The organism is Pseudomonas sp. NFACC14 (genome assembly GCF_900106885.1).
Classification (GTDB): Bacteria; Pseudomonadota; Gammaproteobacteria; order Pseudomonadales; family Pseudomonadaceae; genus Aquipseudomonas; species Aquipseudomonas fluorescens_AA.
Genome location: NZ_FNOA01000026.1, coordinates 32750 through 54501, shown reverse-complemented (window position 1 = coordinate 54501; position 21752 = coordinate 32750). Strand labels below are relative to the sequence as shown.

General features: G+C 60.3%; 26 protein-coding genes and 1 pseudogene. 16 read left to right on the top strand and 11 right to left on the bottom strand.

Annotated features, from left to right (window positions below):
* Nucleotides 1-759: an SDR family oxidoreductase gene (locus BLU85_RS26420; RefSeq protein WP_092204689.1), complete on the top strand. Its 759-nt coding sequence runs from the start codon at nucleotides 1-3 to the stop codon at nucleotides 757-759.
* 89 nt (nucleotides 760-848) lie between these two features.
* On the top strand, nucleotides 849-1805 hold the full coding sequence (locus BLU85_RS26415) for a 2-hydroxyacid dehydrogenase (RefSeq protein ID WP_060741318.1): 957 nt from the start codon (nucleotides 849-851) through the stop codon (nucleotides 1803-1805).
* Nucleotides 1806-1847: 42 nt separating this feature from the next.
* Here BLU85_RS26415 and BLU85_RS26410 read toward each other — a convergent pair whose 3' ends face one another.
* Nucleotides 1848-2813, bottom strand: a complete 966-nt coding sequence (locus BLU85_RS26410) for a DMT family transporter (RefSeq protein WP_092204735.1) — start codon at nucleotides 2811-2813, stop codon at nucleotides 1848-1850.
* Nucleotides 2813-3487 (bottom strand): DUF3916 domain-containing protein, encoded by a 675-nt coding sequence (locus BLU85_RS26405; RefSeq protein WP_256572898.1) that lies wholly within the window; start codon nucleotides 3485-3487, stop codon nucleotides 2813-2815. The genes BLU85_RS26410 and BLU85_RS26405 overlap by 1 nt, the downstream gene beginning before the upstream one ends.
* Here BLU85_RS26405 and BLU85_RS26400 point away from each other — a divergent pair.
* The 4 genes from BLU85_RS26400 (at nucleotide 3477) to BLU85_RS26380 (ending at nucleotide 6719) form a co-directional block, all read left to right on the top strand.
* A complete protein-coding gene (locus BLU85_RS26400; RefSeq protein ID WP_092204691.1) occupies nucleotides 3477-4052 on the top strand; it encodes a GNAT family N-acetyltransferase in 576 nt (191 codons plus the stop codon). The two genes, BLU85_RS26405 and BLU85_RS26400, sit on opposite strands and share 11 nt — an antisense overlap.
* A gap of 118 nt (nucleotides 4053-4170) precedes the next feature.
* Entirely contained in the window at nucleotides 4171-4974 is an 804-nt protein-coding gene (gene dapF, locus BLU85_RS26395; protein WP_092204692.1) for a diaminopimelate epimerase, read from the top strand.
* A 204-nt stretch (nucleotides 4975-5178) separates the two neighbouring features.
* On the top strand, nucleotides 5179-5994 hold the full coding sequence (locus tag BLU85_RS26385; RefSeq protein WP_092204693.1) for a suppressor of fused domain protein: 816 nt from the start codon (nucleotides 5179-5181) through the stop codon (nucleotides 5992-5994).
* A 101-nt stretch (nucleotides 5995-6095) separates the two neighbouring features.
* Nucleotides 6096-6719 (top strand): SMI1/KNR4 family protein, encoded by a 624-nt coding sequence (locus BLU85_RS26380; RefSeq protein ID WP_092204694.1) that lies wholly within the window; start codon nucleotides 6096-6098, stop codon nucleotides 6717-6719.
* A gap of 48 nt (nucleotides 6720-6767) precedes the next feature.
* Here the strand turns inward: BLU85_RS26380 and BLU85_RS26375 are convergent, their stop codons facing one another.
* The 4 genes from BLU85_RS26375 to BLU85_RS26360 form a co-directional block, all read right to left on the bottom strand.
* The gene (locus BLU85_RS26375; RefSeq protein WP_092204695.1) at nucleotides 6768-7454 is read right to left on the bottom strand and encodes an HD domain-containing protein; all 687 of its coding nucleotides are present in this window, start codon (nucleotides 7452-7454) and stop codon (nucleotides 6768-6770) included.
* 47 nt (nucleotides 7455-7501) lie between these two features.
* Nucleotides 7502-7891: a hypothetical protein gene (locus BLU85_RS26370; RefSeq protein WP_092204696.1), complete on the bottom strand. Its 390-nt coding sequence runs from the start codon at nucleotides 7889-7891 to the stop codon at nucleotides 7502-7504.
* 244 nt (nucleotides 7892-8135) lie between these two features.
* Nucleotides 8136-8675, bottom strand: coding sequence for a VOC family protein (locus tag BLU85_RS26365; protein ID WP_092204697.1), 540 nt, complete (start codon nucleotides 8673-8675; stop codon nucleotides 8136-8138).
* A 57-nt stretch (nucleotides 8676-8732) separates the two neighbouring features.
* On the bottom strand, nucleotides 8733-9485 hold the full coding sequence (locus BLU85_RS26360) for an SDR family NAD(P)-dependent oxidoreductase (RefSeq protein WP_092204698.1): 753 nt from the start codon (nucleotides 9483-9485) through the stop codon (nucleotides 8733-8735).
* Between the two features lie 109 nt (nucleotides 9486-9594).
* Here BLU85_RS26360 and BLU85_RS26355 point away from each other — a divergent pair, with 109 nt between their 5' ends.
* On the top strand, nucleotides 9595-10512 hold the full coding sequence (locus tag BLU85_RS26355; RefSeq protein ID WP_092204699.1) for a LysR family transcriptional regulator: 918 nt from the start codon (nucleotides 9595-9597) through the stop codon (nucleotides 10510-10512).
* Between the two features lie 140 nt (nucleotides 10513-10652).
* Entirely contained in the window at nucleotides 10653-11057 is a 405-nt protein-coding gene (locus BLU85_RS26350; RefSeq protein WP_092204700.1) for a nuclear transport factor 2 family protein, read from the top strand.
* 248 nt (nucleotides 11058-11305) lie between these two features.
* Here BLU85_RS26350 and BLU85_RS26345 read toward each other — a convergent pair.
* The 3 genes and pseudogenes from BLU85_RS26345 to BLU85_RS26340 all read right to left on the bottom strand — a co-directional run.
* Nucleotides 11306-11665 (bottom strand): annotated as a pseudogene (locus tag BLU85_RS26345) (dienelactone hydrolase); the annotation flags it as partial.
* Nucleotides 11647-11826 carry a hypothetical protein gene (locus BLU85_RS31890; protein ID WP_371914258.1) on the bottom strand — a complete coding sequence of 60 codons (180 nt, stop codon included), beginning with the start codon at nucleotides 11824-11826 and terminating at the stop codon, nucleotides 11647-11649. The pseudogene BLU85_RS26345 and the gene BLU85_RS31890, both read right to left, overlap by 19 nt.
* A 92-nt stretch (nucleotides 11827-11918) precedes the next feature.
* Nucleotides 11919-12596 carry a phytanoyl-CoA dioxygenase family protein gene (locus BLU85_RS26340; RefSeq protein ID WP_092204701.1) on the bottom strand — a complete coding sequence of 226 codons (678 nt, stop codon included), beginning with the start codon at nucleotides 12594-12596 and terminating at the stop codon, nucleotides 11919-11921.
* A gap of 144 nt (nucleotides 12597-12740) precedes the next feature.
* On the opposite strand from BLU85_RS26340, the gene BLU85_RS26335 reads away from it, so the two are divergent.
* Entirely contained in the window at nucleotides 12741-13364 is a 624-nt protein-coding gene (locus tag BLU85_RS26335; protein ID WP_092204702.1) for a hypothetical protein, read from the top strand.
* 127 nt (nucleotides 13365-13491) lie between these two features.
* On the opposite strand, the gene BLU85_RS26325 is transcribed toward BLU85_RS26335, so the two are convergent.
* Nucleotides 13492-13770, bottom strand: a complete 279-nt coding sequence (locus BLU85_RS26325) for a short-chain dehydrogenase (protein ID WP_092204703.1) — start codon at nucleotides 13768-13770, stop codon at nucleotides 13492-13494.
* Nucleotides 13771-14337: 567 nt separating this feature from the next.
* Here BLU85_RS26325 and BLU85_RS26320 point away from each other — a divergent pair.
* From BLU85_RS26320 to BLU85_RS26295, 6 genes are all read left to right on the top strand, one after another.
* Nucleotides 14338-16527 (top strand): GAF domain-containing hybrid sensor histidine kinase/response regulator, encoded by a 2190-nt coding sequence (locus BLU85_RS26320; protein WP_092204704.1) that lies wholly within the window; start codon nucleotides 14338-14340, stop codon nucleotides 16525-16527.
* A 723-nt stretch (nucleotides 16528-17250) separates the two neighbouring features.
* Complete coding sequence (locus BLU85_RS26310; RefSeq protein ID WP_092204705.1) at nucleotides 17251-17667, top strand: glycine zipper domain-containing protein; 417 nt, start codon at nucleotides 17251-17253, stop codon at nucleotides 17665-17667.
* Nucleotides 17668-17817: 150 nt separating this feature from the next.
* Nucleotides 17818-17991 (top strand): hypothetical protein, encoded by a 174-nt coding sequence (locus BLU85_RS31200; RefSeq protein WP_170847657.1) that lies wholly within the window; start codon nucleotides 17818-17820, stop codon nucleotides 17989-17991.
* 69 nt (nucleotides 17992-18060) lie between these two features.
* Entirely contained in the window at nucleotides 18061-18264 is a 204-nt protein-coding gene (locus BLU85_RS26305; protein WP_060741340.1) for a hypothetical protein, read from the top strand.
* Nucleotides 18265-18352: 88 nt separating this feature from the next.
* Complete coding sequence (locus BLU85_RS26300) at nucleotides 18353-18736, top strand: hypothetical protein (RefSeq protein WP_092204706.1); 384 nt, start codon at nucleotides 18353-18355, stop codon at nucleotides 18734-18736.
* Between the two features lie 336 nt (nucleotides 18737-19072).
* Nucleotides 19073-19768 carry an HAD-IA family hydrolase gene (locus BLU85_RS26295; protein ID WP_092204707.1) on the top strand — a complete coding sequence of 232 codons (696 nt, stop codon included), beginning with the start codon at nucleotides 19073-19075 and terminating at the stop codon, nucleotides 19766-19768.
* Between the two features lie 63 nt (nucleotides 19769-19831).
* Here BLU85_RS26295 and BLU85_RS26290 read toward each other — a convergent pair whose 3' ends face one another.
* Nucleotides 19832-20578, bottom strand: a complete 747-nt coding sequence (locus BLU85_RS26290) for a 3-oxoacyl-ACP reductase family protein (RefSeq protein ID WP_060741343.1) — start codon at nucleotides 20576-20578, stop codon at nucleotides 19832-19834.
* Nucleotides 20579-20703: 125 nt separating this feature from the next.
* Here BLU85_RS26290 and BLU85_RS26285 point away from each other — a divergent pair, with 125 nt between their 5' ends.
* Nucleotides 20704-21627 (top strand): LysR family transcriptional regulator, encoded by a 924-nt coding sequence (locus BLU85_RS26285; protein ID WP_092204708.1) that lies wholly within the window; start codon nucleotides 20704-20706, stop codon nucleotides 21625-21627.
* The last annotated feature ends 125 nt before the right edge of the window (nucleotides 21628-21752 follow it).

Genomic DNA, 21752 nt, shown 5'->3' with positions numbered 1-21752 from the left:
ATGTCCAACACATTGAAAGTGGCTCTGGTGACTGGCGCCGGCAGCGGGATTGGCCGAGCGGTGGCCCTGGGCCTGATGGCAGACGGCTACACGCTGGTGCTGGCCGGGCGCCGCCCCGAGCCCTTGCAGGCATTGGTCGAGTTGGCGGCCTGCGAGGGGCGCGAAGCCTTGGCGGTGCCCACCGATGTGCGCGATCCGGCCAGTGTCGATGCACTGTTTGCCGCCATCGCCGAGGCCTATGGACGCCTGGACGTCGTGTTCAACAACGCCGGCGTCAATGCACCCGCCGTGCCGCTGGATGAACTCACGTTCGAGCAGTGGCGAAACGTGATCGACACCAACCTCAACGGGGTTTTCCTGTGCGCCCGTGGTGCCTTTGGCCTGATGCGCCGGCAACAGCCCCAGGGTGGGCGGATTATCAACAACGGATCGATCTCGGCCCACACCCCACGGCCGTTCAGCAGCGCCTACACGGCCAGTAAACACGCGGTGCTGGGGCTGACCAAATCCCTGGCCCTGGACGGACGCGAATACAACATCGCCTGCAGCCAGATCGACATCGGCAACGCCCTCACCGAAATGTCCGTGCGCATGACCAAGGGCGTGCGGCAGGCCAACGGCAGCATCGCGGTGGAACCGATGGTGGACGTCAAGCATGTGGCCGACGCGGTGCGCTACATCGCGGGCCTGCCGTTGTCGGCCAACGTCTTGAACATGACCGTCATGGCCACGGCCATGCCGTTTGCCGGTCGCGGTTGAGCCAGCGCGCTGTTCATTTTTGAAGGTGTGCATGCGTGGCGAGCACGCCTGATTGCACTTGAATCAGTTTTTCCTATTACGAGGTCTCCATGAAGCCAGAAGTCTTGCAGCTCAGCCCGATCCTGATCCCTGAAATCAACACCCGGCTCAACGAGCTGTTCACGGTACGGCGCTATTTCGAACAGGCTGACAAACAAGCCTATCTACAAGAGCACGGCGCCAACATTCGCGGTGTGATCACCGGTGGGCATACGGGCATCAGCCAGGCGCTCATGGCGCAACTGCCCCAACTGGAAGTGGTGGCGGTCAACGGCGTGGGCACCGATGCGGTGGACCTGGCCTACGCCCGGGATCGCGGAATCCGCGTGACCGCCACCATCGGCGCGCTGACCGAAGACGTCGCCGACTTGGCGATCGGCCTGTTGATTGCCGTGTGCCGAGGGCTGTGCACCGGTGACCGCTACGTGCGTTCCGGCCAATGGCCCCAGAGCCCGACGCCACTGGCTCCGTTGCCATTGGCCCGGCAGGTGTCCGGCATGCGCATCGGCATCGTCGGCATGGGCCGGGTCGGTCGCGCCGTGGCAACCCGCGCCGCGGCGTTCGGTTGTCCGATCAGCTATACCGATCTGCAACCGATGAGCGACGTGAACCACACCTTCGTCGCCGACCTCAAGCAACTGGCTCGCGACAGCGATGCCCTGATCCTCGCGGCGGCCGCCGACAAGGCTGAAGCCATCATCGATGCCGAGGTGTTGCGCGCCTTGGGCCAGGGCGGTTACCTGATCAACGTGGCCCGCGGCAAATTGGTCAACGAGCCCGACCTGGTGGCGGCGCTGACCGCCGGGGAAATCGCCGGCGCGGCGCTGGATGTGTTTGTCGATGAGCCGCACGTGCCCGAGGCGTTGTTTGGCAATGAGCAGGTGGTGCTGCAACCGCACCGGGCGAGTGCGACGTTGCAGACCCGCACGCGGATGGGGGAGATGGTGGTGGCGAGTCTGGTGGACAGTTTTGCTGGGAAGGTGCCGCAGGGGTGTGTGACGGGGTGAGGCGCACATTGCAGAGGATGTTGTTGAAATAGTGTCGGCTGATCAGGAGGCTGCGCTGGTTGTCGGTCCCCGAGTCGTCAGGATGATCCGCACCGCCATGATCACCCCGACAAGCACAGCCGCAAGACCTGACGTCTCCAGAAGTGTCGGTAGCCGATCATGAAACCACAAGCCAAGTAGCGTCGCGAACAGCGACTCCAAGGCGATCAATTGCCCGGAAAGCACCATGGGCAAACGCCGGGACGCGGCGTTCCAAGCCCAGGCCCCGACAACGGATGACATCAGTGCAATCACGAAACCCCAGAGATACAACCCCCCCGCAACGGAAATACTAAACCCTAGGCTCGGCAGTTTGAGCAGATCGAGTGCTTGTACCGCCGGTAACAAGCACAAGGTGCCAACTCCGGCGCCAGCCATCATGAGGCCGGTCCAGGCCCCTGACGCGTGTGGGGGCAGCGTCAGCAGGGCGTGCTGGTTCAACCAACTGAATGCGAGCCACAAGACCACGGCACCGATTGAAAACAACAAGCCCATCGCCCACGAGCCCTCGCTTGCAACGGGTTGATGGACAGCGCCGAGATTCGACAGCAGAAGACCCACCGTCAAAAAAACCAGGGGGATCGCCAGTTTGCGCCATTGGAGGGTTTTGGTCGTGGCGTTGCCCAGCAATGCCAGCAAGACCGGCACCATGCCAATAAAGGCCGGGGTCAGCACCGGCCCGCCGAAAATGATGCCGGCGGCGATGCAGGCGCTATAGCCGAGGTAGCCGACCACGCCCAGGCCTGCGGCCAGCAGCACCTGATTACGGCGCAGCAGCCGCAACTGGGTCCGATAGAGCAGCACGACACCCAGGCCTAGGGCACCGGCGATCAGGAACCTTACGATCATCAAGTCATAGATCGTGTAGTCGCCGGTGACGTAGGGCGCAATGAAGTTCAACGCCCAGCTCAGTGTCGCGACTACCGCGAGGGCCAATCCGGTGATGAGGTTTGAATGGGGCTTCACTATCACGCAGGTTCCCCGATACACCACCAATGAACGTCGACTTCATCATCGCTCTGGGTTACATCGTGCCCATGTTCGATGAAGGATTCGGGCACATTCAAAGCAAGTCGGTCGCTCAAGCGCAGCGGTGCAAGGGTGTTGTGTTGCCCCAGGAAGCTCAGGTAGTAGTCACGGTCGTAGAACACCGTGACTTCACTTTGGTGAACAAAGGGCCAAACCAGCAGGCAGGCGACACGGTAGTAGCCTTGGCTGCGATCTGCCGCACGGGAAAGATGGGCGGCTGCTTCTAGCAACTGTTGAATACAGAAGGCCTGCACTTCGATGTGTGCGTGTGGACCCTGGACAAGTGAATTGATGACTGGGATTTTCCAATGCGCGTAGCGCTCGCTTTTATGGATGTGAGGGTAGAACCTGCCGTTGAATTTCGCGGCCCAGCGCTCCAGCGCTCGGAGACGGCGGGGGATACCTCGGAGTTTTCTGTCGCTGAGGGCAATTTGTCGCAAGGTGATGTCCTTATGCGATTCAATGGTACTGAGCGCATCCAGTGTAGGCCGCGAAACGATGTGATTGGAGTTCGCCGTGGTTGAGTGTGCAACTTGGTTTTTCCGCCCTACGCGGGCAGCATCCGTTTCGCAGCATGCCATAACGTTAGAAAAGGAATTCACCTTGGAACCCATCCCCACATTCCAAACCCGCCGCCTCATCCTCACACCCCTTGAACTGACGGATGCACCGGCGATTCAACAGTTATTCCCACACTGGGAAGTGGTCCGTTACCTGGACAGTCGCGTGCCCTGGCCCTACCCGGATGACGGCGCGCTGACATACGTGCGCGACCACGCGCTCCCCGCTGTCGCCGCCGGATGCGAGTGGCACTGGATGATCCGGATTGCCGACGATCCGCCACAGCGCATCGGCAGCATCAGCCTGTACGACCAGCCTGGCAACCACCGAGGTTTCTGGCTGGCGCCGCAGTGGCAGGGAAAGGGCTACATGCGCGAAGCGTGCGAGGCGATCAATACCTATTGGTTTGAAACCCTGGAACGCCCCGTCATGCAAGTGCCCAAGGCGGTGGGCAACCTGGCTTCGCGCAGGGTTTCGGAGCGCGAAGGCATGCGCATGATCGGGACTCAGCAGGGGGACTTTGTCTGTGGACGTCTGCTTAAAGAGGTCTGGGAGATGACGCGTACGGAGTGGCTTGAGAGAAAACCCGTCGTTAATGAAAGGGCGGGGAGAATCTGAGAGCCGCCAACCTCAATCGAATGGCCATTGTCGGGGGTATCGCTCCTCGCACCTCGTCAACAACAAGTAACAAGGAAGAGCACATGCAGCCTTCACTCATTTCCAGCAGAGCGTTTGTATGCCACTGAGCTTTCATAAGATGCATGCCAATGGCGATGACTTCGTGATTGTCGATTCGCGAAATTCGGCCACTGCGGTGACGAGTGCCATGGCCCAGCGGATGGGTGATCGGAACCGGGGCATAGGCTTTAACCAACTCGCGGTGTTGCTCGACTGCGACGATGCCGCTGCGCGAGTGATGTTCTGGAACGCGGATGGCTCCGCGCTGGACGTTTGTGGCAGCGCGACACGAGGTGTGGCGGACCTGCTCATGCGCGAAGCCAATGTGACTTCGCTGGTGCTGCGCACTAACCGTGGTTTGCTTGCTTGCGAACGTACCCCCACCGGCGACATTTCCGTCGACATGGGCGTGCCGCTTTTCGGCTGGTCGGACATTCCCTTGGCACAGGAACTGGACTCCGCTGCCTTGCCACTTGCTGGCAGTCCAGCCGCCTGCAGCATGGGAAATCCCCACTGCACCTATTTTGTCGATGACCTGGCTAGCGTTGATCTCGCGACGATCGGCCCGGCCATCGAAACCAACGTGCTGTTTCCGCTCAAGACCAACGTTCATTTTGTCCAGATCATTGATCGCACGCATATTCGGTTGCGCATCTGGGAGCGCGGGGCGGGTATCGCGCTGGGGTCGGGGTCCTGTTCGTGCGGTGCGGTTGTCAATGGGATTCGTCGTGGTTTGTTGGACAGTACCGTCGAGGTTGAATGCGATGGCGGCAGCGTGACGGTGCAATGGGATGGCCTGGGTGCGGTCTTTCTCATCGGGCCGGTGGAGGCGAGTTTTTCGGGGACGATGAGTCAAGCTTGAGTGGATAGGATGAACTCCACAGAACCGGTATGCATTGAGTCAAACCGAGCGAAGGCAAGCGCGAAGTGATTTGTGCGTTGATTGGGTTGGTCATTGCTATGCTCATCAAACTTTCGACCGTCAACGTCATATCCATCCTTTTGAAATCGATCCAGGCGTAGTGACTGAGCCTACATCAACTGCAATTTTCGGATAGGAACGCCCATGAATTTCTTCAAGAAACTCTTCGGTTCAGCGAAAACCCCTGAAATCCAAAACGACCAGCCCGCGCCGCAATCCTCCGAACTTGGCGACCTGACCGAGGCTGAAGCAGCCAATCTGGCCGTCCGGGAAGCCGGCGCAGCGTGCCTGGATCGTCATTGGAGCGCTGTCGGCACGGTCGAGCGGGATGTTCTTTCCTACTTGATCAGTCCGACCTTTTCCGGCGGCCCGTACTGGCCTTCGACCCGCCAGGCCTACCGTGTGGTGCGCCGTGGCGACGCGATCATTCTCGCCACCGAAGGTCTGTCCGATCCATTCGATGATACGGAAGGAATGGGCAACGGCTTCGAAATGGAACTGTTCGTCGAAACCGCGGATATCCCCGAGCACGCTTATGGCCCGGTGGGAGAGGTCGACCCTTTCAAACGCAGTTGGGCATTCGAGCTGGTGGAACACGTCGCCAAGACGGTGGCTGACGCGGGTGGCATCACCCACCAACTCGACCAGCACGGTGCGCTATCCCTTGAACTGCCCGGGCTGAGCCAATCGCACCACATGAGCGATCAACTGCCCAAACTCTTCGTGACCGATGACGACTCCACCGGCGTTCTGCTCGGCGCTCCACTGCCGGATTTCCCTACCCAGCTGGATGACATGCCCTTGTCCCCGGTCAGGTTGGTGCCGGTGGTATTGATCACGGCGGCGGAGCTGGAGTACGTGCGTTCCGGTGGACGGGCGGCACGGGAGGATCTGGTGAGCCGTTTCAAGGCGGCGGGCGTTGGGCATATGAGCAGTCTGCATCGGGCGAGTGTGGTGTGAGGCCGGAGGGCTGTCGGCCCAAAAACCAGCCTCAGTGAACGGTCGCTTTTTTGTAAGATCGATTGATACCGCGTCCCATCCAATACCCTTTCGAGACATCAATGACTGACTACCGTGGACTCATCCTCGACGACACCCGTGAAGGCGCCACCGACCTTGCTATCGCGCAACTGGAAGCCAACCTGGGTGCCCGCTTGCCGGACGACTATCGCCAGTTCCTAAAAACCTGCAACGGCGCCTACCTGGAATACGATGTGCTGGCCACGCTCGCCAATGGCGATGAGGAGTTGCTCAGTTTTTCACTGTATGGGCTGGATCCGGACAAAGAGTATGAATCCAACCCCTTCGAGCTGGAGCAACTGCGGGCGCAGCCCGGCTTCCCTGCGACGGAATTATTGCCGATCGGGCGCGACGGCGGCGCGAGTCTCTTGCTGCTGGATCTGCGCCAAGGGCGCCAGGACGTGGCGGCGATGGTGGCGGGCTTACCGGCCTGGACCGGGCGCCGTCAGCAGGGCGATGAATATGTGGTGCTGGCGGATTCTTTCAATGGTTACTTGGACGCGCTGCATCTATCGCAAGAGCGGATCGAGGAGCATATCAATCACTTCATCATCAGCCCTGAAAGTGTTGAGGCGACGTTGGCGTGGCTGGATAAGGGGAGTCCGGGGTGGCGGGAGCGGTATCGGGAGTTGTGGAATGCGAGGGTTGTGGATCGGTTGATTTGAAGGGCTGATCAGATGGCTGAATCCCGCTTTCCCGAATGACGCCAGTCTTCAGTCGAGACGGTCGATGGCGCGTGCAAGATTGGCCCGTGCCTGCTGCTCGAATGCGTCGAAGTACGCTGCAGTCGTATAGATGCGCCCACGTGCCAGAAAACCTTCAAGGACCTGGCGGCGCTTTTGGCGGTACACAGGCAGAGGTACAAACGAGTACTCGCGGCGGATTTGTTGGTCGTACTCCTCGAACCGCTCGAACGCTGCCCCAAGGATCGCCAGATCCGTGTCCACCAGCACTGCTTCGTCTGCCGACGCCGGAGCGGCGTCGTGCCGCGTCACCATCACCAGTTCGTAAAGCCTGCGTCGCGTTTCATCGCCCAGGCCACTGTCGCGTGCCACGTCATCCAACCATTGGGCACTGCGCAGCTCGTTGTCGCTGCGAACAGGGTCGTAGATCGCATCATGGAACCATAGCGCGAGGTCGACTTCGGCGGGGGCCGGGCAGACCGCGTTGACGAATCGGCGCACCTGGAGGCATTCCAGCAGATGCTGGAGGGTGTGGTACGCGCGATGCGGCTCGCCGTAGCGTCGAATGAGTGCTTCGTACGTCTCTTGTGACGCGCATCCGACGCCAAGCTCCGCCCAGACGCAAGCCCAGGCAGCGAAACCCGTAGCATCAGCCACGTCGAGGTCGCCGTGTGTGCTGGCCGGCAACAGCGCACTTCCTTCTGGCGAGTCCGTCATTGTTTCTCCTGCGCTTCAAAAATGAAAAAGGGCACACCCATTTTGAATTACTGGGCATCACCCGCTGGCGCCTCGTCGGCACCGTCCGGTGGCGCTCCGTAAGGTACACCAATCTCGACCCGGTCCGCCTTTACCCAACCGGTGTAGTCGTCGCCACTCTTGGCGATGAAGTTCACTTCCAGCCATGATTCGTCTTCAAGGCTGGCGTAAACGGTGAGAGAGTCGCCGGGTATTACGAAAATCTTTTTATTGGCACAGGCTTCATCCGGCGCTTCGTGAAAATGCAGGCGTCCGGTGCCAATGACCTTGCCTTGCACCGACGGATGAAACTCAGGCACGGTGCCAGAGATCTTTTCTGCCAGGGCAGAACAGTTGACAGCGGCCTGGCTCAGGCTGCTGAAAAGGCACAGGCATAACACGCTTGAACGCAGATACATCTTGGCGAATCCGTTTGGGATGGAGGCGTAGGATAGTTAAGTCGGAAACTATTGGGAAAGAGACATCCTACAGTGCTCACGCGCTCACGTGGCTTTCCTGGATATCGCCCTGGGCATTACCAGTCCATTTGCAAACTTTTTGACCCGCGCATATGACTGCGGCTAGAGGGCTACTGCTGTAGGCCTGGCGTTTGTCGTGGCAGTCGGGCTGCTAATGAGCACCCGCCCGGCGCGAGCGGCGGGATTAGCCACCAACGCTTTGCGGCAGCAACACCAGCTCAATCTGGGTGCCCCACGGTGCTTGAAAATAGAACCAACGAACGCCGTCCGTGTTGGTGATGGGTTCGTTGAGAATGGTCACATTCAGGCGCTTGAGGGTCGCTAGGCTGCCGTCAATATCGGCGGTGCGCAAGGCCACATGGCTGGCTCCGGCGTCGTCGCCGTGGGGTTGGACCTGATTGACCTCGGAGCCTTGGTATTGGAACAACTCCAGCTTCGCACCGCCATCCATTTGCAGCATCACAAAGCGTTGCAGCTCGCTGGAGCCATGCCAGCGGAATTGGCTTTTCCACTGATCCGGGATCTTTCCAGGGCTGATATCCGAGATCACCCGTGCGCCCATCAGCGCGGAGAAAAAGCGGGTAGCGGTGTCGATATCCGGCACATTGATGCCGACATGGTCGATGGCTGAAACCTGAAGCGGTGCGGCTGAGTGGGTCGCCGCCTGAGTAGCGGCAGTCAGGGTCACGCTGGCGGCCAGCAATACCGATTGCAATGGGTTCACAATCTGTTCCTCTTGAGATGGGTTGGCGGGCGACCGTGGCAGTCGCCCGCTGGGTGGTCAGATTTGCGCTTGGCCGCCGTCAACAAACAGCTCGATACCGTTGACGAAGCTGGCGTCATCCGAGGCCAGGAACAACGCGGCGCTGGCAATTTCATCCGCTTCACCGACACGCCCCATGGGGATCAGCGATGCCATGTAGTCGAGCAAGCCCTGCTGCTGAGCGGCATCGGGGCCGGCCAATTCAACCAGGCCAGGAGTGCGGGTGGCGCCGGGGCTAATGGTGTTGATACGTACCTGGCGGTCTTTCAAATCCAGAATCCAGTTGCGTGCAAATGAGCGCACGGCGGCCTTGGACGCGGCGTACACACTAAAGGCGGCGGTGCCCGAGCTGCCCGCCGTGGAGCCGGTGAGAATCACCGAGGCTTTTGGGGCCAGCAGCGGCAGCGCCTTTTGCACGGTGAACAGCACGCCTTTTACGTTGCGATTGAAGGTGTCGTCGTACTGCTGTTCCGTGATGTCACCGAGCGGCAGCATGGAGCCGCCACCCGCATTGGCGAACAGCACATCGATTCGACCGTGGGTCGCGCCAATCTGGCGATACAACGCGTCCAACTGATCGAGGTTGGCTGAGTCCACCCGCACGCCGGTGGCGTTGCCAACAGCGGTGACAGCGGCGTCCAGTTCGGCTTGGCGACGGCCCGTGATATAGACATGGGCGCCTTCCTGAGCGAAGCGTTTGGCAGTGGCCAGACCAATGCCCGTACTGCCGCCGGTCACCAATGCAATTTTGCCTTCGAGTTTGTTAGCCATGGTGTTTCTCCCGTATTTCGATTGAGTGAGTTGCGGTGTGGGAGAAGCTTATCGACGGGGCAAAACTTTCAAAATAGAATTGTCTGAAACCTATCGTTGCAGAAATGAAATGAGCAAGCTTCCAGATTTCGAAGGGTTGGCGATGTTTGCCAAGGTGGCCGAAGAAGGATCGTTCGCCGGCGCGGCACGCGTCATGAGCGTGTCGGTGCCAACGGTATCGCGGGCGGTCGCGCGCCTGGAGGACCGCCTGGGCGGGCGCTTGTTCAACCGCACTTCGCGGCAACTGGCACTCACCGAATTCGGCGCGAGCATGGCGGCCAAGGCGGGGGAGATTTATCGGCAGGCTGAAGAGGTGGAAAGCGAGGCTCAGGAGTTATCGGTCCAGCCCCGCGGCCAAGTACGCCTTGCGATCCCCATGTCGTTTGGCCTGCGTTGGGTGGCACCGCTGATGCCGCAGTTGATGCGGCAGTATCCCGAGCTGTCGATTGACCTGCACCTTTCAGACGCCTCGGTAGACCTGATCGCCGAGGGCTTTGATGCGGCATTACGCATTGCCGTATTGCCGGACTCCTCGCTGGTTGCGCGGCGTCTCTGCGCGGTCACCCAATACCTGGTCGCTTCACCGGCTTATCTGGATGCCCATGGCCACCCTGGCCATCCCCGCGAACTGGCAGTCCGCACGTGCCTGAGTTATGCCTACCGAGCCCGCAGCCAAGTATGGCGGTTCACCCACAAAGACGGCACCGAAGAAGACGTCGTGCCCAGCGGCCCGTTAAGAGTAACCAATTCGGATGCGTTATTGCCGGTGTTGCTTGAAGGCTTGGCTATCGCCGAACTGCCGGAGTTTATTGCCAGCGAATACTTGGCAGATGGGCGCTTGGTCGTGGTGCTACCGGAATGGAGCATGACCCGTGGTGGCCTGTATTTCGTCACCCCCTCGGCCCGCACACGGCCGGTAAAAATCAAAGCGCTGTCGGACTTCTTCGCCGAGCATTTAAGCGAGCCCGTATGGCGATGGCCGTCATAAGACGATGGGGGCAGCTCTTTCAATTATGAAATGATGACTTTCATTAACTGCTATTTTTGAAAACTGGTGGATGCCTTAACGTGGTTTGGTCGGCACAACACAGCGTGCCATCCAATTATTCGTTTCGGGAGAAAGTCGTCATGAAAAATGCCGTGGAATTACTTCAACAGTACTTGGATGCCATCCAGACGCCTTACTTGGCAGCGGCCCTGTTCGCCGAGGACGGCGTGCTGGAGCTGCCCTACCTGGAGTCGCTCGGCATTCCACACAGCGTGAAGGGGCCTGCGGCGATCGAGGGTTTTATCGGCTCATTGCTCGGTAAAGTGCCGGATTTCAAATTCCGTAATGTGCGCTTTTTGATCGACACCCCCGATCAAGTGTTTGCCGAATACAGCGTAGAGGCCCTGGTGCCTGCCACAGGCCGCATCTACCGGCAGATGTACGCAGGCCGCCTGGTGGCCAAAGACGGCAAAATCCAGCTGCTGCGCGAATCCTTGGATACCGTGGCCGCTGCCAAGGCGTTCGCGCCGGTTGAGGCGGCGTAAGGCTATTAAACTGCGGCACTAAAACTCGTGGCTATAACCGCTTCTACTGAAAGCCAAATGTCCTTGTGGAAAGGCTTTAGCTTCGATTCTTTTCCTGATGCGCAAACCATGGCCGACTGTTTTCAACAGGATCGGCCGATATCAGCTATCCAGCTCTGATCCCAAGCCAACGATCCGAGAGATTGTATGGGCGCAAAAATGGCTACTCCGGCGTTTTTGTCGAACCGCTTCAAGTCAGCAGCACCCGATTACAAACGACCTTCTTTATAACCCGATGACTGCGCCAAAAACTCTGCAATCAGCGATGCAACCTGCTGCTGAATCACCCCCCGAGCACGACCGCCATCACCATCCCGACAAATGATCCCATCCCCCGGCACTTCCTCTTCAAGCATTTCCTGCGCCCCAGGCTTACACATCGACATGAAACTGAAATGGCTCGCATCGCTGATCTCTATGTAACGGCTGGACGCTGGGGGCAGGCGCTTGGCCAGGTTGGCAGATTCCAACTCGGCGGGAAGTTCTTGCGACGGTACACCGGCAGCGATCACCAGGGCGGGGACAGGCAGCGTGGCCAGGCTTTTATCGGTCAGGCCTCGCGAGAGGCCGGGGCTGCGGTGGTTGCGCTTGGGTACCAGACGACCATTTCCAGTGCGCGGCCATTGTGTGGCTCCGGCAGGGTGGAAGATTGAAAACCGATGGAGGGGGCGTCAGCCAATGCGGTCGTTGTCAGGCAGGCCAACAACAGGGTGCCGAAAGCTGTTTTCAATGTTGTTTCTTCCTTGAATGGGGTTCTCAAAAAGCACGGGCATTAAAGCTCAGATTCGAACCGTTGCGCACAACTTTCATCGACCCAAAAAACTAGCCCTCGAAAGTAAACGCCGCAGGGGCGAATCGCTCGCGGGTGTCCATGCGAATATTGCGCAGCGCCACGGTTTCCAGGTGTGACGCGTAGAGCGATTCCGCGAAATAGCTGATCAGGATGGAGCGACGGCGTGCGCCGATCGCGTTCAGGCTGCCCGCGTGCACCAGGTCGACATCGAACACCAGGATGTCACCGGCGTCGCCTGAAAGCTGTACAGCGCGTGACTCGTCATTGAAGTCGAAGGGGGGCGCATCCGGCTCGGAGCGATGGCTGCCGGGGACGATCCGTGTCGCGCCGTTCTCGGGGCCATAATCGTCGAAGAATGCCAGGGCGATGGCGATGTCGCCTGGTCGTTGGGCCGACAGATCGCGGTGCAGGGGTTGCTGGCCGCCACCGGCAAGAGGCTCGCGGCCTTCCACTTGGGAGAGGAAGAATTGCTCGCCGATCAATTCACCTGCCACGGCCAGTAGCCGGGGTAGACGACACACGGCCTGAATCCTCGAATCATCGTCCAGCATCGAATAGCGCCAGTCCATGCCACGGGGCACTGGCCATTGATCCGACGGCCGCACGCCTGCATCGAACACGCAGCGTAAGTCAGCCAGCCACTCGTTCGGGATCGCTCGACGGAGCAGGGCGTAGCCGTTTTGGTGGAGTTGTTTGCGGTCAGCCATGGTTCGTCCTTGGGCGGGCATCTGGAAGGCTAGTCTGTAAACCAAAGTGGGACCACCCGACACTGGAAAACGGAGGCGACAGAGACAATCCCGGAATGTTTTGCAATGATCATCCAACCACCATCCAAGAAAAGGACTTCACCGATGAAGCGTTTGCTCGCCTGCACCCTCCTGACACTGGCCGTCGTCGGTTACGCCAAGGCCGATCAGAGCACCTTCGAAGAAACGAACTCGTGCTCGGAAGACATCGATTGCCAAGGCGATTTCATCTGCAAAAACGGCCAATGCGACAGCCCCCAACTCCAGCGAAGCCCTGTTGCAAAAACCACCGCCAAGACTCAAGCCGCACCTCCCGCGCCGCCGGGCGTTGCCTATCAACCGCTGCCCGTCAATACCGAGCGTGCCGGACCTTTCACGACTCAGACTGAGGCGATGGCAACTGCGCTGAATTACCAATCGCGGGCCGGTGTGATGAACGTCATGGAGTCCGTTGTCGAGCAGGCCGAGTACACCGGTTATGTGACGATTGAAAAGGCTTACACGTTTGGCCCGAGCAAGTATGTGCTGGTGGTTTCCACAGGCGAAGGAGGCAATGCTTGCCCGGCGTCCACCTATGTATTCAGTTTCGACACCCAGGCCGAGCGTGTTGATGGCAAGCGTGAAGTGGAGGGGTGTTCTGAGTTGGTCGAGGCCATGGCGGAAGGGAACAAGCTCATGGTCAAGAAGGAGGGCGCTGCGACTGTTGTTTATAACGGGATTGTCGAATAGTTCAGGTCGACGATGCACCCGTGGCGAGGGAGCTTGCTCCCGCTTGAGTGCGCAGCGCTCACAAAAGGGGCCGCTGCGCAGCCCAGCGGGAGCAAGCTCCCTCGCCACAGGTTGTCGGCGGGCAGGCTTATAGGGTGGTACCTACCGGTGCCGCATCCAATCTTCGGGCAATCACATCCATCACGTCGCACCCATCGCGCAGTGGGATGCAGCACAGTTGTGCGAGGTCCTGAAGGGTTGCGGGATCGATGGTCAATTCATCACGCATCGCCAGGTTCTCCAGGAATTGGGTGGCGGCACGGATTCGGTAGGCGGCTGAGTCGAGCAGGATGTGTAGCGGGGCGGTGGTATCGACGTAGAGGGGTTGGTCGTCGGCGTTGCTGGTAAGGCTCATGTATCGGTTCATATCAATTCCTTGTGTCATGAATGAACTGCCACACTCTGTCGCCAAACAAAGGGTGACAGCTGTACGCAGGTTGGCGAACCGGAGACACAAGGAGCCGGCAGACCCGAAGGTCTCCCGCGCACAGCTGCCATAAAGCAGTTTCTGTGAGCACGAGTGTGCTTCTACCACAGCAGAAAGCACCGTTGCACTTGTATCAATCGAGTCGCCAAACCCGGTCGCCATCTGGGCGACGCCAAAACTATAGACGTCACTGCAAAAAATACGCAAGGGATTGATAGCGAAGGGGTTTCCCAATCATATGTAGGACGTTGCCATCGTCGTAAGCATCCGAGCTGTATGTCTTACAACTTGGCAGTCTCTTCACCTACATCAAGCCCATTCCCAACGATATGTAAGACATTTCTGTAGCCTAACCCCCGATTTCCGCCCTTCACCCCCCATTTGCCCCCCGACGCCTCCCACAATCCAATCGCGCATTCCTATCCAGCGCGGGATAATACGGCCCTGCCTGGGGTCACAAGCGTTTCCCCCCTCGTTGGTATTGGCGTCTCAGAAGGATCGAACGCAATGACAGATTGGCTTCAGAGCTCTGGAGAAATGGCTGAACGGGTTCGGCGCCATCCTTGGGAGGGCACGCCGCTCGGGCCGCCTTCGCAGTGGCCTGATGTGCTGAAGACCACCGTGGCGCTGAGCCTCGCCTCGCATTTTCCCCAGGCCATTGTGTGGGGCCCGGACCTGATCACGTTGTACAACGATGCGTTCCTGACGATCCTTGGCAGCAAACCCGAGGCGCTGGGGCGGCGGTTCGATGAGGTATGGCGGGAGGTCTGGAACGATATCGGGCCGATCGTGCGCGCGGCCTTCGATGGGCAAGCCACTTATATAGAGAACTTCCCCCTGGTCATCGAGCGCGGCGGCGGTCCTGAGCAGGCTTATTTCACGTTCTGCTACAGCCCCATCCGTGACCAGTTCGGCACAGTGGTGGGCATGTTGGATACGGTCACCGAAACCACGTCCACGGTGTTCATGACCCAACGGCTGGCCGTGCTGGATGCCATCGGCAATGCCGTGGCCAACGCCACCGACCCACAGGCCATCATGGCGACCACCACGCGGATTCTGGCGGCGCACTTGAATCTGTCCAATTGTGCCTACGCGGACATGGATGAAGACGAGGACGGTTTCACCATTCGCGGTGATTGGGCCAGGGCCGGTTCGCCTCACATTCTCGGGCATTATCGGTTGGCTGATTTCGGGCGGCTGGCTGTCACCAACCTGCGGGCCGGCAAGCCGCTGGTGATCAACGATAACCTCAAGGAACTGGCGCCGGAGGAAGCGGCGACGTTCCAGGCCATTGGCATCGCGGCCACCATTTGCGTGCCATTGATCAAGGGCGGGCGCTTGACCGCGCTGATGGCCATTCACGACAAAACGCCGCGGGTCTGGTCATCCAACGATCTGGCGTTGCTGATGGAAGTCACCGAGCGCTCCTGGGCCCACATCGAGCGCGCCCGTGCCGACGCTGCCGTGCGCGAAGGCCTGGCGGCCCTGGCCGAATTGAACGCGACGCTGGAAGAACGGGTCGAGGAGCGCACCACGCGCTTGAAACAGACCGAAGCGGCGCTGCGCCAGTCGCAAAAACTCGAAGCCATCGGCCAGCTCACCGGTGGCGTGGCCCATGACTTCAACAACCTGCTGACGATCATCCGTTCTTCGGTGGACTTCCTGCGCATGCCCAACTTGTCCGAAGAGCGCCGGCAACGCTACATGACGGCGGTTTCGGAAACGGTGGAGCGCGCCTCCAAGTTGACCAGCCAGTTGCTCGCGTTTGCCCGGCGCCAGCCGTTGAAGCCAGAAGTCATCGATGTGGGCAAGCAAGTGCTGGGCTTGGGGGACATGCTGCAAACCGTCACCGGGGCGCGGATCCAGGTCAACGTCGAGTTGTGCGATCGGCCCTGTTACATCCGCGCGGACCTGAGCCAGTTCGAGACGGCGTTGATCAACATGGCCCTCAATGCCCGGGATGCCATGAACGGCCAGGGCACGTTGTGGCTTCGGCTCAGTTGCGGCGGTGGCATACCGCCGATCCGTGGTCATGCCGGGGCCGGGCAATCCTTTGCCGCCATTGCCTTGGCTGACACCGGTACCGGTATTGACTCGCAAGTGCTCGAGCACATCTTCGAACCCTTCTTCACCACCAAGGAAGTGGGCAAGGGCACGGGGCTGGGCTTGTCCCAGGTGTTCGGTTTTGCCAAGCAGTCCGGTGGCAACGTCGATGTTTCGACCGTGGTGGGCGAGGGCACGGTGTTCACGTTGTACCTTCCGGAAGTGGCGCCCGAGCAAAACCACGAGCCGGCCAGGGAAGAAGTCGCGCACCTGGTGCTGGAAAAGGGCAAGCGCCGGGTGCTGATCGTGGAAGACAACCTGGAGGTAGGGCGTTTTGCCAACCAGATCCTCCAGGACCTGGGCTACGAAACCGCCTGGGCGACCAACGCCGAAGAAGCGCTGGAAATGGTCGGGCCGGATGCGATGGCATTCGACGCGGTATTTTCCGACGTGGTGATGCCAGGCATCGGCGGTATCGCCTTGGCCCGGGAACTGCGCCAGCGTCGCCCGGATCTGCCAGTGGTGCTTACTTCCGGCTACAGCGAAGAGTTGGCCCACAGTGGTCATGAAGGCTTTGAGTTCTTGTCCAAGCCCTATTCGGCCGACCAGGTTTCCCGGGTTTTGAACCGGACGATACTGGGCGCTGAATGAGTGTTTCCTTTCTGAAACAGTGAGTTCCACTCGTCGGCAAAGGGCTTTGTTGAATTAGCAGTCTGTTGATGACCGACTAGTCTCAATGTCGTGAAGGTCGATATTGTCAGGCAACCGGTTGTTGCCGGTATGGACCTGAATGAGAGGGGAAGGCAATGGGAGCATCGTACAGCGAGGAGCACGGAGCCGCGTATCCGATCAATGAAGGATTGCAATGTGGTCAGTCGACCTACCATGCAGACTTTGGCGACGAGCCGATCAAGTCCATCAGGACGAAGGTGGCCAAAGTGCAGCGAGGTGAGAAAGCCAAGTTCTTGCCCAGGGTTCCGGTCAAGAAATGACAGGCTTCCCACGCTGGCTGCGTAGGAGCTGTCGAGTGCAACGAGGCTGCGATCTTTCCCTATCGATTGAATCCAAAGCGAACGATAAAAGATCGCAACCTTCGGCAGCTCCCACAGGGGGCATCCGATCCTTGCGAAAATATTTTTCATCTTTTCTCAACCATCGGTTTCTTTCACGTTTCTTTCACAAGCAGGTACGTACTCTCAGCTCATCCGTTAGAAAGCAGTACCTGCCCGTTTCCCCAGCGGGCTTTTTTTTGCCTGTCACAAAATAATCCGCCGTTTCGTTGTCCAACCGTCATGGCTGAGGCTGTTTGGCGTACACTCGCGCCCGCGCGCACCGGCCATTTCTCCCCGATGCGGCATTCTTGAGGTTTCTATCATGCGTTTGACTTTGTCCACCTTGGTACTTGGGCTGCTGGTTGCCCAAGGCGCGATGGCCGCCGGCGACGGTACCGCTGCAGTCGGCGGTGGTCTGGGCGGTGTGTTGGGCAATGTGGTCGGCCAGCAGATGGGCGGCAGCACAGGCGCCGCGATCGGCGCGGGTGTCGGCGGCGCAGCCGGCAGCGCCGTGGGCGCGCGCAAGGGCAGCCGCACGGAAGCCGCCATCGGCGGTGGCCTGGGGTCGGCAGGTGGTTCGATCGTCGGTAACCGTCTGGGCGGCTCCACCGGCTCCACCATCGGCGCTGGCGTCGGCGGCGCGGCGGGTGGCGCGTTGGGCAGCAACCTGTCCAATGACAACGACGGTCACTCCGGCGGCAAGAAGCACAAGTACAAGCACAAGAGAAATCATCGTTAAGCGGATGCTTGGATGAAAAGACCCGGCCTGGTGCCGGGTTTTTTATTGACCTGCCATTCCCGTGAACAGGGCCCCTGAACATTTCTCCGGAACGATTGCCGCCCCCCCCACCTCAAATTCATACATCCATCAGCGATTGCGAGGTGTGCCATGACGCCGGAAACCGAAGGCAAGGAAGAGAAGGGCCCTACGGGCGTGCCTTTCATCAACGATCCGGGCCCCAACGACCCGGGCAATGAAGACCCCGGTTCCCTGATGGATGACGCCCAGGTGCCCTTGCTCGACGATGAAGACGTTGAACTTGAGGACGAATCCTACGAGTGAAGGCGTTCAAACTGATCGTCCGCGTTCTCTAGGCTGCAGGACAGGTGCGTGCACCTGTCAGGAGATTGTATGACTGCCGATTCCCCCGTTCCCAATGACGAAGAAACCCCGGAGTACCCGCTGCCATCGCCCACCAATCCGTTGAGCCGTGACCAGCTCCCGCCCGATGACGAGGCGGGCGTCGAACAGGTACCCAGCGACGACGAGGACGTCGAAGCGACTCCGGATGATCCGGACATCGCCGGTGACGACGCCTCTGGCACGCCGAGCTGATCCACGGGGCCGCCTGTCGATTCAGTGGCACCATCGCCCCGCCCCGCGTGCCAGACATCAGGTAAGCATCTTGAAAAGGAGACTCACCATGATGAAGTCCAACATGACAGCTCTGACGCTCGCCGGAATTCTTTCCGTCAGTTCATTAGCCGCTTTCGCACAATCTTCGAGCGGCACGCCCCCCGTGGACAAGGGCGGGATGCCACCTTCCTCGGAAATGGAAGCCGGCTCCAATTCCGGTGCCAGCGGGAACGCCTTGCCTCCGGGCTCTGTAGGCGGCGGCAATGGCGGCGATGCCAGCGGCAGCAGCACCAGCCCCGGCACGGGCAGCGGTTCGCTGAGCGGCGGCAGCACGATGGGCGGTGACGATGCGGGCGGTGGGACCAACGGCGGAAGCGGTAGCAGTGACAGCGGGGGCAGCTCGGGCGGCAGTGGTTCGGGGGCGGGCGGCTCCGGCAGCTCAAGCCAGTAGCCGTCCGGTCATCATCCAACACCGATCCACCTCTGTGTTGAGCAAGAAAACTCGCTCCCGCTGGGTCCCATGGGCGCTGTGTAGGAGCCGTGTAGGAGCTGTCGAGTGCAACGAGGCTGCGATCTTTCCCCAGACACTTGAATCTCAAGCGAAAGATCAAAAGATCGCAGCCTTCGGCAGCTCCTACAGTGCACAACCGAGCCGTAAGTCACTCGATTTCCCATTGCCGGTTCCAAGCCCCCTTCGTTATCCTGCTGAATCCTTTAAGGCGAACACGCTGCCCTGGCCGCACCTGAGCCATCCCTGGAATGTTGTGTTGATAACGGATCAGATGCGATGAATGCACCGCTGAAAGAGTTTGGCCCGATCAAGGCTGTGATTTTCGACATGGATGGACTGTTGCTGGACACCGAGGGGATCTACACCGAGGTCACCTCCATCATCGCCGAGCGCTACGGGCGCACGTTCGATTGGAGCGTCAAGCAGAACATCATCGGGCGCGGGGCCACGGACCTGGCCAATTACGTCGTCCAGGCCCTGGAGTTGCCGATCACTCCCCAGGAGTTCCTGGTCATCCGTGAGCCCTTGATGCGCGAGCGTTTTCCTCATGCCCTGGGCATGCCCGGCGCCGAGGAACTGGTGCGGCATCTCAAGGCTCACAACATTCCCATTGCGGTAGGCACCAGTTCGTCGAGCCCTACGTTCGCGCTGAAAACCACCTTGCACCGGGACTGGTTCGCGCTGTTCGATTGCATCGTGACAGCGGACGACCCTGAAGTTGGTGCGGCGAAACCGGCACCGGATATCTTCCTCACCGCCGCCCGGCGCCTGGGTGTCGAGCCGCGCGATTGCCTGGTGTTCGAGGATTCGCCGTTCGGCGTGACAGCCGCGAAAGCCGCCGGCATGACCGCCATCGCCATTCCGGACTCGGCCATGGCGGACGAAAAATACGCCCATGCCGACGGGATCATCCGCTCCTTGCGAATGTTCCAGCCAAGCCTTTGCGGTTTGCCGGAGTTGGAGTGGGTCTGACAGCGAAGGGCTGCTGCGCAGCCCCGCGGCAGCAAGCGCCCTCGCCACAATGATCGGCTCGGATCAGGCGCCGAAACCACCGTCGATGGTCAGGCTGGCGCCGGTGATATAGCCGGCTTCCGGCCCTGCCAGGTAGGCGACGAAACTGGCGATTTCATCGACATTGCCGTAGCGCCCGACGGCCATCAGCGACAACAGGCTGGAGGCGAAGTCGCTGTCGGCCGGGTTCATGTCGGTGTCCACCGGGCCGGGCTGCACGTTGTTGACGGTGATGCCGCGCGGGCCGAGGTCGCGGGCCAGGCCTTTGGTCAGGCCCACCAGTGCGGATTTGCTCATGGCGTAGGTCGCGCCGCCGACGAAGGGCATGCGGTCGGCGTTGGTGCTGCCGATGTTGATGACCCGGCCACCTTCGCCCATGTGCCGCGCTGCCGCCTGGGTGGCGACGAACACGCTGCGCACGTTGACGGCCAGGGTCTGGTCGAAATCTTCGAGTTTGAATTCATCCAGCGGCCCCATGGCCAGCACGCCCGCGTTATTGACCAGGATGTCCAGCCGCCCGAACGCTTCGACGGTGGCGGCGACGGCGTTACGGACGGCGTCGGCGTCGGCGCTGTCCGCCTTGATTGCCAAGGCCTTGCCGCCCGCTGCGGTGATGCTGTTCTGCAGTTCTTCGGATTTTGCGCCAGAGCTGACGTAGGTGAAGGCCACGGCGGCGCCTTCTGCGGCAAGACGTTTGACGATGGCGGCGCCGATGCCGCGAGAACCGCCCTGGATCAAGGCGACTTTACCGTTCAGTGCTTGGGTACTCATGATGTTCTCCAAAAAGTGCCGGGGCGAGGTGCCGCGGTGATGGAGCGAGTATCAAGAAGACGTCATGGGCTGTGTAGACCGTCATTGCTATAGTCTGTCTAAACCAAAAGTTTAGAGTGGGGCTCATGGAGACCTTCAACAGTATCGAATGCTTTGTGCGCAGCGCCGAAGTCGGTAGCTTTGCCGAAGCGGCGCGACGCTTGAGCGTGACCCCGGCGGCGGTGGGCAAAAGCGTCGCCAAGCTGGAGGCGCGGATGGGGGTGCGCCTGTTCCAGCGCAGCACCCGCAGGCTGAGGCTGACCGAAGCCGGCCAGTTGTTCCTGAGGGAAGTCGGCAGCAGCTTCAACACCATCCAGAACGCCGTCGCCAACCTGGCCAGCGCCGGTGGGCAACCGGCGGGAACGCTGAAGGTGAGCATGGGCACGGCGTTCGGTCGCTTGTATGTCGTGCCGTTACTGGGGGAATTTCTGCGGCGCTACCCGGCGATCAATCCGGATTGGCATTTCGATAACCGCCAGGTAGACCTGATCGGCCAGGGTTTCGATGCCGCCATCGGCGGTGGTTTCGAGCTGCCCCAAGGCGTGGTGGCGCGCAAGCTGACGGTGGCTCATCGGGTGCTGGTCGCGTCCACGGACTACCTGAACACTCACGCTGCATTGGTGGAGCCGGAAGATCTGGCGCAGCACCAGGGCATCCTGATTCGCTCGCCACAAACCGGTCGCGTGCGTTCCTGGCAACTGACCAGCCGAACCCAGCAACACAGCCCGCTCATGCTCAAGACCCGCATGACCATGAGCGATTCGGAAGCCGACTGCGCGGCCGCGGCCCAAGGGCTGGGCATCGGGCTGGTGAGCATGCCGGTGGCCGTGCCCTACCTGGAGTCCGGCGCGCTGCAACGGGTGCTGCCGGACTGGTACGTCGATGACGGCAATATCTCCATTTACTACGCCGAGCATAAGTTGCTGCCGGGAAAGACCCGGGCGTTCGTGGATTTCATCATCGAGCAGTTTGCCGAGCAGGGGTTGGCGCGGCGGTTCAGTGCGGTTTGAGTTGGGCTCTGGACCGAGGTGCCCCTAATCGCGAGCAGGCTCGCTCCCACAGTTGGTGGATGATCAGCAGTTTCGTGAGCACCACAAACCCTGTGGGAGCGAGCTTGCTCGCGATTAGGGGCACC

Bases quoted from the DNA above. Each gene is read 5' to 3' on its own strand.
- BLU85_RS26420 (WP_092204689.1), top strand. From the start codon at position 1: ATGTCCAACACATTGAAAGTGGCTCTGGTGACTGGCGCCGGCAGCGGG.
- BLU85_RS26415 (WP_060741318.1), top strand. From the start codon at position 849: ATGAAGCCAGAAGTCTTGCAGCTCAGCCCGATCCTGATCCCTGAAATC.
- BLU85_RS26405 (WP_256572898.1), bottom strand. From the start codon at position 3,487: ATGGGTTCCAAGGTGAATTCCTTTTCTAACGTTATGGCATGCTGCGAA.
- dapF (WP_092204692.1), top strand. From the start codon at position 4,171: ATGCCACTGAGCTTTCATAAGATGCATGCCAATGGCGATGACTTCGTG.
- BLU85_RS26385 (WP_092204693.1), top strand. From the start codon at position 5,179: ATGAATTTCTTCAAGAAACTCTTCGGTTCAGCGAAAACCCCTGAAATC.
- BLU85_RS26380 (WP_092204694.1), top strand. From the start codon at position 6,096: ATGACTGACTACCGTGGACTCATCCTCGACGACACCCGTGAAGGCGCC.
- BLU85_RS26375 (WP_092204695.1), bottom strand. From the start codon at position 7,454: ATGACGGACTCGCCAGAAGGAAGTGCGCTGTTGCCGGCCAGCACACAC.
- BLU85_RS26370 (WP_092204696.1), bottom strand. From the start codon at position 7,891: ATGTATCTGCGTTCAAGCGTGTTATGCCTGTGCCTTTTCAGCAGCCTG.
- BLU85_RS26360 (WP_092204698.1), bottom strand. From the start codon at position 9,485: ATGGCTAACAAACTCGAAGGCAAAATTGCATTGGTGACCGGCGGCAGT.
- BLU85_RS26355 (WP_092204699.1), top strand. From the start codon at position 9,595: ATGAGCAAGCTTCCAGATTTCGAAGGGTTGGCGATGTTTGCCAAGGTG.
- BLU85_RS26350 (WP_092204700.1), top strand. From the start codon at position 10,653: ATGAAAAATGCCGTGGAATTACTTCAACAGTACTTGGATGCCATCCAG.
- BLU85_RS26340 (WP_092204701.1), bottom strand. From the start codon at position 12,596: ATGGCTGACCGCAAACAACTCCACCAAAACGGCTACGCCCTGCTCCGT.
- BLU85_RS26335 (WP_092204702.1), top strand. From the start codon at position 12,741: ATGAAGCGTTTGCTCGCCTGCACCCTCCTGACACTGGCCGTCGTCGGT.
- BLU85_RS26325 (WP_092204703.1), bottom strand. From the start codon at position 13,770: ATGAACCGATACATGAGCCTTACCAGCAACGCCGACGACCAACCCCTC.
- BLU85_RS26320 (WP_092204704.1), top strand. From the start codon at position 14,338: ATGACAGATTGGCTTCAGAGCTCTGGAGAAATGGCTGAACGGGTTCGG.
- BLU85_RS26310 (WP_092204705.1), top strand. From the start codon at position 17,251: ATGCGTTTGACTTTGTCCACCTTGGTACTTGGGCTGCTGGTTGCCCAA.
- BLU85_RS31200 (WP_170847657.1), top strand. From the start codon at position 17,818: ATGACGCCGGAAACCGAAGGCAAGGAAGAGAAGGGCCCTACGGGCGTG.
- BLU85_RS26305 (WP_060741340.1), top strand. From the start codon at position 18,061: ATGACTGCCGATTCCCCCGTTCCCAATGACGAAGAAACCCCGGAGTAC.
- BLU85_RS26300 (WP_092204706.1), top strand. From the start codon at position 18,353: ATGATGAAGTCCAACATGACAGCTCTGACGCTCGCCGGAATTCTTTCC.
- BLU85_RS26295 (WP_092204707.1), top strand. From the start codon at position 19,073: ATGAATGCACCGCTGAAAGAGTTTGGCCCGATCAAGGCTGTGATTTTC.
- BLU85_RS26290 (WP_060741343.1), bottom strand. From the start codon at position 20,578: ATGAGTACCCAAGCACTGAACGGTAAAGTCGCCTTGATCCAGGGCGGT.
- BLU85_RS26285 (WP_092204708.1), top strand. From the start codon at position 20,704: ATGGAGACCTTCAACAGTATCGAATGCTTTGTGCGCAGCGCCGAAGTC.